The organism is Parvibaculum lavamentivorans DS-1 (genome assembly GCF_000017565.1).
Taxonomy (GTDB): Bacteria; Pseudomonadota; Alphaproteobacteria; order Parvibaculales; family Parvibaculaceae; genus Parvibaculum; species Parvibaculum lavamentivorans.
Genome location: NC_009719.1, coordinates 1,127,373 through 1,142,143, shown reverse-complemented (window position 1 = coordinate 1,142,143; position 14,771 = coordinate 1,127,373). Strand labels below are relative to the sequence as shown.

Annotated in this window: 12 protein-coding genes; 4 read left to right on the top strand and 8 right to left on the bottom strand. The window is 58.2% G+C overall.

The window, feature by feature from the left end; genetic code table 11:
* Nucleotides 1-187 precede the first annotated feature (187 nt).
* From PLAV_RS05280 to PLAV_RS05260, 6 genes are all read right to left on the bottom strand, one after another.
* Nucleotides 188-991: an RES domain-containing protein gene (locus PLAV_RS05280; RefSeq protein ID WP_049767719.1), complete on the bottom strand. Its 804-nt coding sequence runs from the start codon at nt 989-991 to the stop codon at nt 188-190.
* A gap of 58 nt (nt 992-1,049) precedes the next feature.
* Nucleotides 1,050-1,373 (bottom strand): transcriptional regulator domain-containing protein, encoded by a 324-nt coding sequence (locus tag PLAV_RS20050; RefSeq protein ID WP_425357296.1) that lies wholly within the window; start codon nt 1,371-1,373, stop codon nt 1,050-1,052.
* A gap of 227 nt (nt 1,374-1,600) precedes the next feature.
* Entirely contained in the window at nt 1,601-2,785 is a 1,185-nt protein-coding gene (locus tag PLAV_RS05275; protein WP_012109916.1) for a CaiB/BaiF CoA transferase family protein, read from the bottom strand.
* A 5-nt stretch (nt 2,786-2,790) separates the two neighbouring features.
* Nucleotides 2,791-3,282 carry a MaoC family dehydratase gene (locus tag PLAV_RS05270; protein WP_012109915.1) on the bottom strand — a complete coding sequence of 164 codons (492 nt, stop codon included), beginning with the start codon at nt 3,280-3,282 and terminating at the stop codon, nt 2,791-2,793.
* A 10-nt stretch (nt 3,283-3,292) separates the two neighbouring features.
* Nucleotides 3,293-4,777 (bottom strand): aldehyde dehydrogenase family protein, encoded by a 1,485-nt coding sequence (locus PLAV_RS05265; protein ID WP_012109914.1) that lies wholly within the window; start codon nt 4,775-4,777, stop codon nt 3,293-3,295.
* A 14-nt stretch (nt 4,778-4,791) separates the two neighbouring features.
* Nucleotides 4,792-6,390 carry a GMC family oxidoreductase gene (locus PLAV_RS05260; RefSeq protein ID WP_041535857.1) on the bottom strand — a complete coding sequence of 533 codons (1,599 nt, stop codon included), beginning with the start codon at nt 6,388-6,390 and terminating at the stop codon, nt 4,792-4,794.
* 479 nt (nt 6,391-6,869) lie between these two features.
* Between PLAV_RS05260 and PLAV_RS05255 the strand changes: the two genes are divergently transcribed.
* On the top strand, nt 6,870-8,357 hold the full coding sequence (locus PLAV_RS05255; RefSeq protein WP_012109912.1) for an AMP-binding protein: 1,488 nt from the start codon (nt 6,870-6,872) through the stop codon (nt 8,355-8,357).
* 96 nt (nt 8,358-8,453) lie between these two features.
* Complete coding sequence (locus tag PLAV_RS05250) at nt 8,454-9,371, top strand: LysR family transcriptional regulator (RefSeq protein ID WP_012109911.1); 918 nt, start codon at nt 8,454-8,456, stop codon at nt 9,369-9,371.
* Between the two features lie 70 nt (nt 9,372-9,441).
* On the opposite strand, the gene PLAV_RS05245 is transcribed toward PLAV_RS05250, so the two are convergent.
* Both PLAV_RS05245 and PLAV_RS05240 read right to left on the bottom strand, forming a co-directional pair.
* Nucleotides 9,442-10,677 (bottom strand): acyl-CoA dehydrogenase family protein, encoded by a 1,236-nt coding sequence (locus PLAV_RS05245; protein WP_012109910.1) that lies wholly within the window; start codon nt 10,675-10,677, stop codon nt 9,442-9,444.
* Between the two features lie 14 nt (nt 10,678-10,691).
* Nucleotides 10,692-11,807 (bottom strand): acyl-CoA dehydrogenase family protein, encoded by a 1,116-nt coding sequence (locus PLAV_RS05240; RefSeq protein ID WP_012109909.1) that lies wholly within the window; start codon nt 11,805-11,807, stop codon nt 10,692-10,694.
* A gap of 410 nt (nt 11,808-12,217) precedes the next feature.
* Here PLAV_RS05240 and PLAV_RS05235 point away from each other — a divergent pair, with 410 nt between their 5' ends.
* Nucleotides 12,218-13,717, top strand: coding sequence for an AMP-binding protein (locus PLAV_RS05235; protein ID WP_012109907.1), 1,500 nt, complete (start codon nt 12,218-12,220; stop codon nt 13,715-13,717).
* A gap of 142 nt (nt 13,718-13,859) precedes the next feature.
* Complete coding sequence (locus PLAV_RS05230; RefSeq protein ID WP_012109906.1) at nt 13,860-14,702, top strand: enoyl-CoA hydratase-related protein; 843 nt, start codon at nt 13,860-13,862, stop codon at nt 14,700-14,702.
* Nucleotides 14,703-14,771: the final 69 nt, after the last annotated feature.

Here is a 14,771-nt window from a genome sequence, read left to right as displayed (position 1 = left end):
GCGGCGATACGCCTTCGCTGGCGCGGACCGGCTCAATGCCGGGCAAAGCGCCAATCCGGCCCTTGGCATTTCCAATGCCTAGGGCTCGGCGCGGGGGAATCAAACGGGGCATGCGTAATGCCCTTTTGCAAGGCGTTGATGGTGATTACCAACAAAACACCTTGCGGAACACGCAATCAGACTTTTTCTAGAAGGAAGCCTCAGATTTGCCCCACCGATGACGGGTCACCTGATACTCAGAGGATCTGAATTGAACCGCGCTGATGACATGCACTCGTAGAGACTGAAGATCGACACCGAGTGTCTCTTCGCGGTCGTCATAGTCACCAAAATCATGATTGCCGATATCAGATAGCTGGGGTGACAGGAAATCGAAAGGGTCGTCCGATTCTTTCGATTTCGATGCCTCCTCGTTTGAGGGGATATCTTCGGTAACCCAGTACTCGGGCTCCGGCCCATCTTCATACATGCCGAAAGTCCTGGCGCTGAACTCTGTTCCATCCGGAAACTCAAGCTCCCTGCATCTGGCTGCCTTGTGAAACAGAACGATGTTTAGGCCCGCGCCATCAACTTGCACTGACGGGTACAGAATACCGTCAAGCGGCACTCTTCCTTCTGTTGCCAAGAAATCTGCGACCGCCTGCGTTGCCAGATACTCAGCGTCTTGATCGTCTGGCATTACCGGTCGAGCGATCCGGGTGGTCAACTTACGCAAGAACATCATTCGTCCAAGTCGGTAGGCATACTCAGGATCAAATATACTGCCGGATTCGTGAATCTCTTCCAGCGCAGTCAGGTCCAGTAGCCTTATTGGACGGAGTAACTCGAACTGCGCAATAGCAACTTGGCTTCCCACGGGAGGTCTGACTTCGGCAAGTGCTGTATCGACAGAAGTAGCCCCATAGAATACGGAGATCCCCTTCGCATTCATCCGGCCCGCGCTTGCAAAATGCGATGGCGGTGCGCCCAGCTCCCTATCTGGCCTGATCATCGCTCCCTCGAGCTTACCGTCCGACTGGAAGACACGAGCTCGATACAGATGTGTGCGTTCAGTGTCCGGACGCACGTCCCGCATCGGAGCACGTAACCACGGGCAGCACGCTCGGGCAACTTTCGGGATTCCAGAACACGTTTGCCCCGCGAGCATCTATGCGAGGAGACTCAAATTGAAGTAGTCCCCAAGATTTCGCTCCGTCCGAATCAGCGTTGTGACTCATAAACCGCGCAGATGTATCGGTGGTGATTTTGGGGAGAGAGTTGGACAAATCTGCAGCTTTCCTGAAAGCCGTGTTACGTCTTAGAAACTCCCAAGCAAAGCCATGAGCCGACAAAGTTGCAAGCCACTCGTATTGCTCAGGATATTGCCAATTCATCGCGGTCCCCTGCCACGAATATCCCCGCACGTGGAGTTTCCGGTGCAATGAGCGCCATGCCCATCCTTCCATTCCATCTCGTAGAGGCTTCAGCGTTTTCAGACCCGAGACCGCTGTGGTCGACCTCAGAATCATGGAGGCGAGATAAAAAACCGGAACGCTCCCTATCTCCCGAGGGCGTATTGCGGCCACCGTGGTTTCTCACCAATGCCCGCGGCTGAGGTGCTCTAGTCTTCCGATGGCCCGCGCGCGCGGGGCTCTTCTGCATCGATCTTGCTTATACCGCCCTCTCCCAGCACCTCGTCGTTGTGCTGTCCCAGCCGGGGAGGCATGCCGACCGGCGGTCGCTCACCATCAAACAGCACCGGTACGCCTGGCATGAGCAGGTCACCCAGCGCCGGGTCATGCAACTCCGAAAAGAAGTCGACCGCGTCGAGATGCGGATCTTCAATCAGGTCATCGAGCGATAGCACCGGCGCGGCGGGAACGCCGATCCGTTCGCACGCCGCGAGCCAATGGCCGGTGCTGTACTGCGCGATCAAACCGGCAGCGAGTTCATAAAGTTCGTCAATATTGGTCGTTCGGGCCGACATCGTGACAAAACGCGGATCAGCCGCATGCTCTGCCGCCCCAGCTTCCACGAAGAAAGCATGCCAATGCGCATCAGTGTATGGCAGCATGCAAATAAACCCGTCGCTTGTGCGATAAGGGCGGCGATGACGTGAGAGGACGCGCGGATAGCCCATATTGCCATGCGGGGGCACAAACTGCCGACCGTAAAGATGTTCGAGCAAGTTGAAGCCGACCATGCACTCAAACATTGGCACTTCGACGATCGCACCACGTCCGCTTGTAGCGCGCCCGGTGAGTGCAGCAAGGATCGCCATCGCCGCAACCAAACCGGTTGTCTTGTCGGCGGTGATCGTCGGAAAATACTGAGGCTCGCCCGTTTGCCGCCGCATCAGGTCGGCGCAGCCCGACAGGCCCTGAATAATGTCGTCATAGGCTGGACGCCCGCCATATGGCCCCGCCTCACCAAACCCATGTAGCCCCGCGTAGACCAGTCGCGGATTCCGCTCGATCAGTTTTTCCGGTTCCAGTCCCAACCTCTCCAACTTCTGGGGCCGGATGTTGTGCATGAAGACGTCGGCGCTATTGATCAGGCGTTCGAGTGTTTCGCGGGCTTCAGGCTCCTTCAGGTCGAGTACGACGCTTCGCTTGTTGCGGTTGGCGCTGAGGAACATGGTTGCCATTCCAGCCTCGGTCGAAGGTCCCGTCTGACGTGTCGAGTCACCGTCTGGCGCCTCGATCTTGATCACGTCGGCGCCGAAATCCCCCAACCATTGGCTCGCGAGGGGGCCCATCGCGACCGTCGTGAGATCTATGACCCTAATGCCTTGGAGCGGTAGCATCGGGGCTATTCCACCGCTTCCGGACGTCCCGCGATCATCCGCCGCGAGGTATAACGCAGTACCGGCTTATCAAGCTGATTGAAGATGGTGATCGCCGAGTCGACGACCGCGCGATTGCCTCGGGATGTCGGGCGCACGCCGGTAAACTCGATAGTTGCGTAGATTGTATCGCCGACATGGACCGGCGCTATTGCCTCCTGCGTGCAGCCGAGCATCGCGATGCCGGTTCCGCGGATGAGGGACTGGACGATAAAGCCTTCGATGATCGAATAGGTCAGCGCGCCGGGCACAGGACGTCCGCCCATTGGCCCGACAATCGTCGCATCGAGAAAGCCGCTATCGATCATGCCGGTAAGTGTCACGAAGCTGACAAGATCGGTCTCCGTTATCGTGCGCGTATATGTGCGGAGCGTCGTACCGATGTGCATGTCATGCCAGAACAGGCCCCGCCCGATTTGCGCCTCGCTGTGTCCTTTTGATGATGGTTCGAATGGCATTTAAGGGATCCTAAAGCGCTGCAATCACCGTTTTGAGTTCGGTGAAGCTTTCAATGCCGTCGACTCCATTTTCGCGCCCCCAGCCCGATTGCTTGAAACCGCCGAACGGGAGATTCGGCCCCGCAATCGACCCACTGTTGATTGTGACGGTTCCTGCACGTATCTTCCTGGCAAGCTTGTAAGCAGCGGAAATGTCGCGTGTCCATATGCTGGCGGAAAGGCCGTAAATCGTATCATTGGCCAGCGCTGCCAGTTCATCAAGGTCGTCAACCGCAGTTGCGACCAATACCGGACCGAAGATCTCCTCCTGGGCTACGCGCATCCGCGGTTTCACGTCGCCAATGATCGTTGGCGCGACAAAATAGCCCTGGGCTCCGAAGACAGTGCCGCCGGCAATCACGTTCGCGCCTTCGGCACGCGCGCTATCGATATAGTCGAGAACCCGCTCGCGCTGCTTTTCGGAGACCAAAGGACCCATGGTCGTCGCGGGATCGAGCCCCGGCCCTAGTTTGAATTGGGCTGCAAACTTCACCAATCCGTCGACCACTTCGTCGTATTTCTTTCGCGCGACGTAGAGACGCGACCCGGCAACGCATATCTGTCCACTGTTGTGGAAGATCGAGTTTCCGGCACCTGCAATAGCGCGGTCCATGTCTGCATCGGGAAAGATGATTGTCGGGGACTTGCCGCCCAATTCAAGCGTCAGGCGCTTGAGGTTGCCGCGGGCCGCGCCGATCAGCGATTTCCCGATGGCTGTAGATCCTGTGAAGGATATTTTGTCGACTTCGTCGTGTTCAGCCAGCGCCGCACCGGCCACAGATCCGATCCCGGTGACGATGTTGACCACGCCTGGTGGGACATCTGCCTCGAGGATTACTTCGCCAAGACGAAGCGCCGTCAACGAGGTTTGTTCGGCAGGCTTCAAAACGATCGTGCAACCTGCGGCAAGCGCCGGGCCCAGCTTCGAGACCGCCGACATCAAGGGGAAGTTCCAAGGGGTGATCAAGCCAACGACGCCGACGGGCTCGCGAAGCGTCATCGCCAGGAATTCACCGGGCATATCGACGGCGCGCGTTTCTCCGGCGATTTTTGTGCACCAGCCTGCCCAATAACGAAGGGCTGCGACCGAAGCCGGGACGTCTACCCACTTTGACATCGTGATCGGCTTGCCGTTGTCGAGCGTTTCGAGTTCCGAGAACTCCTCTTTCCGCGCCTCGATGAGGTCGGCAATGCGCCAAAGCATCCTGGCGCGATTGCCCGGCGTCATGGCGACCCAGGGGCCAGCTTCAAATGCCCGCCTGGCCGCACCGACCGCCCGATCGATGTCCTGTTCATTGCCCGCCGGAATTTTAGCGATAAGGCTCCCATCCGCAGGATTGACGACGTCGAGCGTGTCTCCGCTTTGCGAGTCGCTCCAACCACCGTCAATCAGCAATTGAAATGGCCGGCTGAGAGTTTTTCGCGTTGGCTCAGTCAGTTCGATCGATACAGACATTCAAACTCCCCAATCTATTTCGCAAGCATCATGTCGGCGGCCCTCTCGCCGATCATGATCGCCGGCGCGTTGGTATGGCCACCAATCAGGGTCGGCATGACCGACGCATCTGCAATCCGAAGACCATCGATCCCGCGGACCTTGAGTTGGGGGTCGACGACGGCGTCGTCCCCTACCCCCATCTTGCAGGTGCAGGCGGGATGCTGAGTGATGGAGACGTTCTGGCGGATGAAGGCATCCAACGCTGCGTCCGTTTCGAGCGCCGCTCCGGGAAAAGCTTCTGCGCCGACATATTCTGAGAGTGGCGCCTGCCGCACAAAATCACGCGTCCAACGCAACGCATGACGAAGCAAGCGAAGGTCGTTCGGATCCTGGAGGAGATTGAGTTGAATGCGCGGTGGGGCCAAGGGGTCGGCTGACCTCAATCGAACCGAACCCCGGCTTCCTGGGCGGAGGACGACATTGAGTGAGGTGAGCATGTCCGGCTGTGGCTTGCGCCAACCGGGAAACCAGACATGCGCCGCCAAGTTCGTCGACATGAAAACATTTTCCAGATCCGGTCGCTCCAGATCAGGGCGCGATTTGTAATATGCGATGCTATTCAATGGCGCACCTGATGGAGCCCCGCGCCCGGTCAACATCCAGTTCATGACAGAAAATGCCAGCCGGTCGGCACGCAGCTGCCGGCTGAAGCGGAACGGCTTCCTGGCGGAGAACCCCATCGGGACCAATGGGTGCTCCTGGAGACCGGTTCCGACACCCGGAAGATCGACGACGTTTTCTATCCCGACATCGCGCAAATGGTCCGCCGGGCCAATGCCCGACAGCATCAAAAGCTGTGGCGATGCGTATGCGCCGCCAGACAGCACGATTTCCTGAGTGGCGCTGGCTGTAACGGTCTTCCCATTTTTCAAATATTCAACGCCGGTCGCGCGACCTTTCTCGATTACAACGCGCGTGACGTGAGCACCCGTGACGACTTTCAAATTCCGGCGTTTTCTCACGGGATCGAGAAACGCGGTCGACGCGCTGGCGCGGCGCCCGCGACAGGTCGTCTTGTCGGGAAGAGCGAACCCTTCTGGATCGCCTGCCTCGAAGTCGTCTAACACACGGTAGTCGAGAGCCTGAGCCGCCTTCATTATGGCCCGGGCAACTGGTTCGTTGCTTGTGGAGCGCTCCACGCTCAGTGGGCCGCTTCCGCCGTGTGACGGCCCTTCACCGCGCCAATTGCGTTCCGACTTTTTGAAAAACGGCAGGACCTCGTCGAAAGACCAGCCTTGTGCTCCCATCTGCATCCACTGATCGTAGTCTTTCGGGTGGCCGCGTGAGTACATCAGCCCGTTGACCGAAGACGAGCCGCCAAGAACTTTCCCGCGCGGCGTCTGCACGATGCGCTCGGATGCAAAGGGTTCCGGGTCGGTGCTGTACCCCCAGTCAAACTCACTGTCTTTGAGCAACGTAAATACCATTGGCATCTTCAGAAGAAGATTGCCGTCGGGACCTCCCGATTCGAGCAGAAGGACAGTGTTTTCGCTGTGTTCGCTCAATCGTGCGGCGACGACACACCCGGCCGATCCGCCGCCAACGACAATATAGTGATAGGTTACAGGCACGGTTTGTGGCCTCTCTTCCCCACTTTTCCATCGCCCCACTGAATTCGGTAACGGCCTGCACCAAGGAACCGGTTTGCACACTCTCCCTCTCGAATGAGGGAGGTTATGGTATTTTTTTTCATCGCAAATCCGTTCCCAACATGGTCGGCGGGTTCGTGGAGCAAGGAACAGTAGAGGGGCGGAAGCAGCCGAAGAAATTCCAATGTAGCGGGAGGAATGCCCAGCGGGCATAACTCACGCTCTTTCCACCATCACGGTGGCATTGGAAACCTCCCGAGCTTGAGGCGGGCCGTGCAGAAAGAAGCCAGCAATGGCATCTCGCCAAGCCCATTCCTTTTAGGCATGGCACGCGCAATTTTATCCAATCTCAATGCCCCCGGCCTTTTGCTAGTGTCGCCGCAGCGCCACGCCCAACGATGTCCGATTTTCCTTGGCCAAGTGTCGGCCTTCGGAGGCGAACACCAACTTGGAGAACATCCGTGAATGTGACAGACGGCAGTACCTCACCAGTGCCGCTGGGCGATCTCCTCGCCCGCCATTCCGAAAAGGACCCGGCGCGGCCAGCGGTGACATACAATGAAATGACGACGAGCTACGCCGAGCTTGATGCGCGCGCCAATCGCAGAGCCCGCCAGCTGGAGACGATGGGCGTATGCGAGGGTGATGTGGTGACCCTTGCCGTACCAAACAGTCTCGAGTTCTACGAGATCGTGTTTGCGGTCTGGAAGTTGGGCGCAACGCCAAACATTGTGTCTTCGAGATTACCGGTGGCTGAGTTGCGGGCGATCGTCGAAATCGCCGGACCACGACTGATCATCGGCGAGGAGAGTGCGCGGGTAGATGGCTGGAATTTTCTCGCCACCGGCACGAAACCCGGCACTGATCTGTCCCCGGATCCCCTCCCGACAAAAGTAGCTTCGCGCTGGAAAATGCATACGAGTGGAGGATCAACCGGTCGCCCGAAGCTGATCGTGGACAAGCAGTCCGGGTTGTATGACCCTGGAAAGGCTCGTTCCATTCAGCTGGCCGGCGAGACGATGCTCAACCCCGGACCGCTGTACCACAACGCCCCGTTTGTCGGGTCTTTTCAAAGCCTGTTTGCCGGAAATCATGTCGTTGAAATGGGACGATTTGACCCCCTGCGCGCGCTTGAGCTGATCGAGCGCCACAAAATAAACGTCGTGAGCTTCGTGCCTACAATGATGAACAGGATATGGCGACTGCCCGCGGAGCAGCGCGGATCCTTCGATCTCTCGAGCCTTCGGCTCGTAATCCACTTGGCCTCCATATGCCCAGCGTGGCTCAAGCAGGCCTGGATCGACTGGCTTGGCCCCGATCGGATATTCGAAATTTACGGTGGAAGCGAGCTTTTTGGCGGCACGGCCATCACCGGACGTGAGTGGCTCTCCCACAAGGGATCGGTCGGCAAGGTTCGACCTGGAGCGCAGATGCGTATACTGGATGAACAGGGCAAAGAGTGCGCGCCCGGCGAAATTGGCGAGATTTACTTTTTGCCGGATACGGGCCCGAATTCGACGTATGAATATATAGGTGCGCAGGCAAAGACGATGGACGGTTGGCAGACTTACGGCGACCTTGGTCATGTGGATGAGGAGGGCTACCTCTACATCGCCGACCGAAGAACCGATATGATCGTGTCTGGCGGTGCCAACATCTTTCCAGCCGAGGTCGAGGCCGCACTCGACCAACACCCGAACGTGTTGTCCTCAATCGTGATCGGCCTGCCCGACGCTGATCTGGGGCAGCGCGTACATGCTATCGTCCAGATGGGCGAGAACGCTGACGAGCGCAGTGACGCAGACGTCATGCGCGAGTTCCTGTCCGACAAGCTGGTGCGGTACAAGATACCGCGCACCTTCGAATTCACCAGCGAGAACCTGCGTGACGATGCCGGCAAGGCCCGCCGGTCGCAATTGCGGGAGGAACGAATTGCCAGCGCATCATGACCGTGCGCGGAGGCACGCTGACGAAGCGGAAGCGCGAAAAAAGGTGCAAAGATTCCACGTTAATGTGTGGCAGTCTTTCCGAATGCGAAGGACTGCATGATTGATCGACGTCTCGTTTATGTTGTTTCCACTGCACGGTACGGGTCCTTCACCGCCGCTGCGGATCGCGTAGGTGTGACTCAATCAGCGATTACCAAGAGTGTGGCGGACCTGGAGCGGGAGCTCGGCTATTCGATCTTCAATCGAACCGCGCGTGGCGTCCTCTTGACCGAAGAAGGGCGCTCTTTCGTTGAACGAGCATCACGTCTGCTGGACGAAGCGCAAGACCTGCTGCAAGGCGCATCGACAGGATCGGATCCCTATGCTGGTGTGCTCAGAATCGGCGTCTGTCCTTCTTCGCTCGAATGGTTGCTTGTGGAACCGTTGTCGACGTTGATATCACGACATCCAAACATCCGACTGCATATTAGCGGGGGCACTTACGACGGAATCGTGCAACAGCTGCGCGTCGGCGCGATCGATGTGGCTCTCGGATATGAAGCAGCCTTTCAGGAGCATCCCGACTTTCGGCGAGAGCCGATGGCGCCTCTGCAAACCATTTTCTTTGCGCGGAAGGGACATCCTATTCTCGACTGCGATGAGGTGACGAAAGCAGAGATCGCCAAATACGATCTGGTCGTACCCTCAGGCTGGTCACCTTACAACTTTGTCTGGCGCCAAATTTACGAAGATTCGGGCGTCGATTTTCCTGACCGACCACACATTGTCGATTATTTCCCGATCGTCACGAAACTGGTGCGTAATTCCGATGCCATCAGCATTGCCGCGATCCACTATACGCGTACCAGTGTTTTCAAAAGACATTTCGAGCGCGTGCCCGATCTTGACCTGCTGACACCGTCACCGCTCTGTTGCGCAACGCGGCTCCGCTGGAATCCGCGCCCAGCGGTTCGCGCTTTTATCAAGGCCTGCCGCGAACGCCTGCCCTCATCAGAAACAATCCCCCGCACCTAGCTGCTCGAACTCGGATTGAGACAATCCACCGACGCTGAATGTGTCCCAGATCCCCATACACTATTCCTGCTTATATACTACCTGGTATGTTCCTGAACTCGACGTCACGGTCCACACGGATATCGAGCGGTAGTCCCAGAACACGCTCGGCGAGAATGTTCTTCAATATTTCGTCGGTTCCACCCGCTATCCGCATCGCCGAGCCCCAGAAGAAATTGCGCTGGAACCCCCCGATCAGCGATGCTGCATCCATGTTCGCGACAATTCCGTACTGATCGAGCCGGTCGAGTGCTTCCGTCGCAAGTTCCTGCATCTGGCGAGCAGCGATGATCTTCCCGATCGAAGCCTCAGGTCCCGGTGTCTCCCCGCGGCTCAACGCAGTCTGAGTTCGCCGTCGCGTGAGCTGCAACCCTTGGGCGGCGACGTACCAGTCAGTGAATTTCTCACGGAACCCGCCGTCCTTGAGCGCCGAGCCTTTTCCTTCAACGCCAGGCAGGCTCCCGATAAGCTCCATCAACGCCTGCCAACTTGGTCCCGAACCGGTGCCGACCGACAACCGCTCATGCATCAACGTGATGAGTGCAACATTCCAGCCTTTGCCGACCTCTCCGATCCGCTGGCTGTCTTTCAAACGCACGTCGGAGAAATAAACCTCGTTGAAGCCGCTTCCGCCGTCCGCCTGACGGATGGGCCTGACCTCGATGCCCGGGGCTTTCATGTCGACCCAAAACATTGTGAGACCCTTATGCTTTGGCACTTCAGGATCGGTGCGTGCAATCAACAGCCCGAAATCGGCGATATGCGCACCAGACGTCCAGACCTTCTGACCATTGATGATCCAGTCTTCGGATCCCTCGTCCGTCTGCACCGCGCGCGTGCGGCTGGCGGCAAGATCGGAGCCTGCCGACGGTTCGGAAAAGAGCTGGCACCATATCTCCTCGCCCCGCATCGCCGGTTTGGCAAATCGTATCTTATCTGCTTCGTTTCCGGCGATCATGATCGTAGGCACGCACATATCGAGGCCAAGCCGGAAGATAGCGGTCGCAACGTCCAGCTTACTCTCTTCCTCGTGGAAAATGATGCTCTCGGCCGGAGTTCTGCCGGCGCCACCCCATTCTCTCGGCCAAGTGAGGCAGGCATAGCCGGCATCGGCCTTCTTTGCCTGCCATGCTTTTTCCTCCACTATGAACTTGCTGTCCTCATGGCCGTGTGAAGTCCTGGTCCGAGACAACGGCGCATTGGCCGCCAACCATCGGCGCACATCCGAGCGAAATTCCGCTTCCTTCGGGCTGTCGTTGAAGTCCATAGTTTATCTCCGGATCATGCAGCGTTATGGCGCTCGAGCGAGCGCATCAACCGCTCGCGCCAGAAAGGCAGGCCACCAAGCGCGAGCCCGAGCTGGCGAGACCGCCGAAGATGGAGATGACAATCCATCTCCCAAGTGAAACCTATGCCGCCGTGGGTATGCAGGTGTTCCTTGGCTGCGAAATCATATGCCTGAGTGCAAGCAATCCGCGCTGCCGAAGCCGCCTCCGGCAATTCCGCAGCATCGGTGTTGAGCGCCCAAGCACCGTAGTAAGCGCTCGACCGGGCTATCTCGTTCTTGATGTACATATCTGCGAGCTTGTGTTTGATCGCCTGATAGCTGCCAATCGCCCGCCCGAAAGCGTACCGCTCCATCGCATAGCTCCTGGCAGCTTCGAGGCAACGGTCCGCGCCTCCGAGCTGCTCGAAAGCAAACAGCGCTGCCGCTCGATCGAGAATAGCCGCGAGCAGCGTGGCCCCCTCTCCTGCCGCACCAAGCCGTTCGCACGGCGTGTCCTTGAACTGCATGCGCGCCGCGCTGCGGGTGGGGTCGAGCGTTCGGATCGTTTCCCGCGTGATCCCTTCGCCATCCAGGTGCACAATGAAGAGGCCGGGACCTGCCTCGTCCTGAGCCGCCACGATAGCGTAGGTCGCGATATCTCCGTCCGTAACGGGGACCTTGGTGCCGCTGATCTTTCCGGTAACGACGCGAGTATCCATCGCTTCAGGCATGATCGGCCCTTCGCGCTCGTTGGTAGCGAGGCAACCGATGACATCCCCGCTCGCTACACTCGGCAGCAAGGCTTCCCGCTGGGCGTCATTGCCGAAGGTGAGGATCGCTTCGGCGAAGATATATACTGTCGACGCAAAAGGGATCGGCGCAATGACGCGGCCAAGCTCTTCTGCAATTGCACAAAGCTCGATACGGCCAAGGCCTACACCGCCCCACCTTTCGGGTATCGCCGCACCGGTCCACCCCATCTCCGCCACCCTATGCCACAACTCGCGATCGAAAGACGTGCGGTCGTCGTCGAGGATGCGGCGGGTGGTAGCGATCGGACAACGTACCTGGAGGAACTTGCGTGCTTCCTGCTTCAGGTACTTTTGGTCGTCGGAATAATCGAAGTTCATGCTCGATTTCTCCTGATGCCGTCATACGATCGAAATCAGGCGGATGTTCCCGGACCGACGGGTGGGCGGAATATCCATTGAAACGACAGCACTTCTGGGTCTTCAACCAGAATGCCCGTTCGGACTGGCGGGTCGAATGCATTCTCTTGCGCCTGTATTCCCCCCATGAATGGCACACGAAGCTGAATCTCCACCTCAGCACCCAACTCGCTGAAACCGTCCCAATGCCAATGCCAAATTGCCCTGAAAGCGGGTGACGCTTCGCCATGAATGTCGGGAATGGATGGCGCGATTATCTCCCGCCTCACCTCGCGCAGTCCTCTGTAAGGTCGTCGCCAAAGAAGAAGCAGGGGACGGACCGCGTAAGCCTCCGGCCATGCTCGTACTATTCTTGATAGAGGAGCGTTGAGTTGGCGAATGACTTTCTGAAATCCAGTGCTCAAGCATCGCCGATGCCCATCGGCGAACTGCTGGCTTATCATGCGGCCAGGCACTCGGCGCGACCGGCGGTAACATTCAATGGCGTGACCACGAGTTATGCGGAGCTTGACGCGCGCTCCAATCGCAAGGCGCGCCAGCTCGCAGAACGAGGCGTGGGGGCAGGCGATATCGTGACCATGTCCGTGCCGAACAGTCTTGAGTTTTACGAGACTGTGTTTGCGGTCTGGAAGTTGGGCGCCGTACCAAATCTTGTTTCTTCGAAATTGCCGGCCACCGAGTTGCAGGCGATCATCGAACTCGCCAAGCCGCGCCTTGTGATCAGCGAAGAAAGTGCGCGGGTCGAAGGGTGGAATTTTATCGCTGTGGGCATGACTCCAAGCACCGACCTGTCCGCCGATCCGCTTCCGACGAAAATCTCACCTATCTGGAAAATTGGAACAAGCGGCGGATCTACCGGGCGACCAAAACTGATCGTGGACAGGCAAAAGAGCGTCTTTGATCCGAACAAGGCTCCTATGGATCAGAAGCTCGGCGACACGATGCTCAACCCGGGCCCCCTCTACCACAACACGCCGTTTCTGACGTCTACCCAATGCCTTTTCTCCGGTGGGCATGTCGTCGAAATGGGACGGTTCGATCCTTTGCGCGCGCTCGAACTGATCGAACGCTACAAGGTCAACTGGATGAGCCTCGTTCCGACAATGATGAGCCGGATCTGGCGTCTGCCTACCGAGCAACGCGAAGCCTTCGATCTGTCGAGCGTTCGAAGCGTATGGCATATGGCCTCGGTCTGTCCGGTGTGGCTGAAGCAGGCATGGATCGATTGGCTTGGACCAGATCGGATCTTCGAAGTCTATGGCGGTACCGAATTGATGGGCTTCACCATGATCACCGGGCGAGAGTGGCTCTCGCACAAGGGTTCGGTTGGCAAGACCCCCCCTGGCTATCACATGCGCATATTGGACGAAAAGGGCAACGTGTGCGCCCCGGGCGAGGTCGGCGAGATATACTTCCTGCCGCCGAACGGTCCGAATTCGACATATGAGTATATCGGAGCGCAGGTCAAAGCGGTGGATGGTTGGCAGACCTACGGCGACCTTGGTCATGTGGACGAGGAAGGCTACCTCTATATTGCCGACCGTCGGACCGACATGATCGTCTCCGGCGGCGCCAACATCTTTCCAGCCGAGGTGGAAGCTGCTGTAGACCAGCACCCCGATGTGCAGTCCTCTATCGTTATAGGCCTACCCGATGCCGACCTGGGACAGCGCGCACATGCCATCGTGCAGTTGGCGGAAGGTGCTTCCGAAATCATTGATGACGATACTCTGCGGGCGTTTCTGTCCGGGAGGCTGGCGCGATACAAGATCCCTCGCACCTTCGAGTTCACCAGCGAGAACTTGCGTGACGATGCGGGCAAGGCACGCCGATCACAACTGAGGGAAGATCGGGTGACAGATGCCTCGTAGTCCCATCGAAATCCCCAGCTATCTACAGGGTTTGAAATCAGACGGCGTTTCGATGCGTCCGTGTGCCTGATCCGCCCACGCACCCACGCATCGCTGCAAAATTCCATTCCTTTCACACAAACGGTCAACGGAGAGTCAAAGCATGACCGAATATCAGAATATCCTTGTCGATGAACCCATCGAAAAAGTCCGGCGCATCACTCTCAATCGCCCGCAAAAGCGCAATGCCTTGAGCAACGCTTTGCGAAGCGAATTGTTTGCTGCGCTTGAGGCCACCGATCGGGACGACGGCATTTCCGTCGTGATCCTTCGTGGAGCCGGACCTTGCTTCTCTGCAGGCTACGATCTCGCTTCGGATACCCGGCAAGACCAGCCCTTCTACACGGCAGGGGGCCTCGGCAACTGGCCGCGGCATGTCGTTGAAGGTGGTTTTCGGATTTGGGACCTGGCAAAGCCGGTCATCGCCCAGGTCCATGGGCACTGCCTGGCGGGTGGCTCCGAACTCGCTGCCTCTTGCGATCTAGTCTATGTGGCCGAGGACGCAAAGATCGGTTATCCGGCGGTACGATCGATCAGTCCCCCGGACAACCAGTTTTATCCGTGGGTGATGGGTATGCGCAGGGCTATGGAGCTCATGCTTACGGGCGATGCAATGTCAGGATCGGAAGCCGCCGCCTATGGCTTCGCCAATAGGTCCTTTCCGGCTGACATGTTGGAAGCCGGCGTGCTGGATATGGCCGCCCGCGTCGCAAAAATCCCCTCCGACCTTCAGCAGATCAACAAGCGCTCAGTCCATCGGCAGATGGAAGCCATGGGAATGCGCCAAGGGATACGGGCCGGGACGGAGATGCAAGCATTGGCGATGGCGACGGAGACGACAAAGGCTTTCATCGCGCAAGTCCAAGGTCAGGGCCTGAATACTGCGCTGACGAACAGGGACTCGACGTTTGGCGATGGCAGAACGGCTGCAACGCCTACCAAGTAGGTGGCGTGCTGTCGATGATCGCTACCGACGGGTCTGCTGCGGCATCGTAGCGATCCGTCGGAAGCTGTC

Bases quoted from the DNA above. Each gene is read 5' to 3' on its own strand.
- PLAV_RS05280 (WP_049767719.1), bottom strand. From the start codon at position 991: ATGATCAGGCCAGATAGGGAGCTGGGCGCACCGCCATCGCATTTTGCA.
- PLAV_RS20050 (WP_425357296.1), bottom strand. From the start codon at position 1,373: ATGAATTGGCAATATCCTGAGCAATACGAGTGGCTTGCAACTTTGTCG.
- PLAV_RS05275 (WP_012109916.1), bottom strand. From the start codon at position 2,785: ATGCTACCGCTCCAAGGCATTAGGGTCATAGATCTCACGACGGTCGCG.
- PLAV_RS05270 (WP_012109915.1), bottom strand. From the start codon at position 3,282: ATGCCATTCGAACCATCATCAAAAGGACACAGCGAGGCGCAAATCGGG.
- PLAV_RS05265 (WP_012109914.1), bottom strand. From the start codon at position 4,777: ATGTCTGTATCGATCGAACTGACTGAGCCAACGCGAAAAACTCTCAGC.
- PLAV_RS05250 (WP_012109911.1), top strand. From the start codon at position 8,454: ATGATTGATCGACGTCTCGTTTATGTTGTTTCCACTGCACGGTACGGG.
- PLAV_RS05245 (WP_012109910.1), bottom strand. From the start codon at position 10,677: ATGGACTTCAACGACAGCCCGAAGGAAGCGGAATTTCGCTCGGATGTG.
- PLAV_RS05240 (WP_012109909.1), bottom strand. From the start codon at position 11,807: ATGAACTTCGATTATTCCGACGACCAAAAGTACCTGAAGCAGGAAGCA.
- PLAV_RS05230 (WP_012109906.1), top strand. From the start codon at position 13,860: ATGACCGAATATCAGAATATCCTTGTCGATGAACCCATCGAAAAAGTC.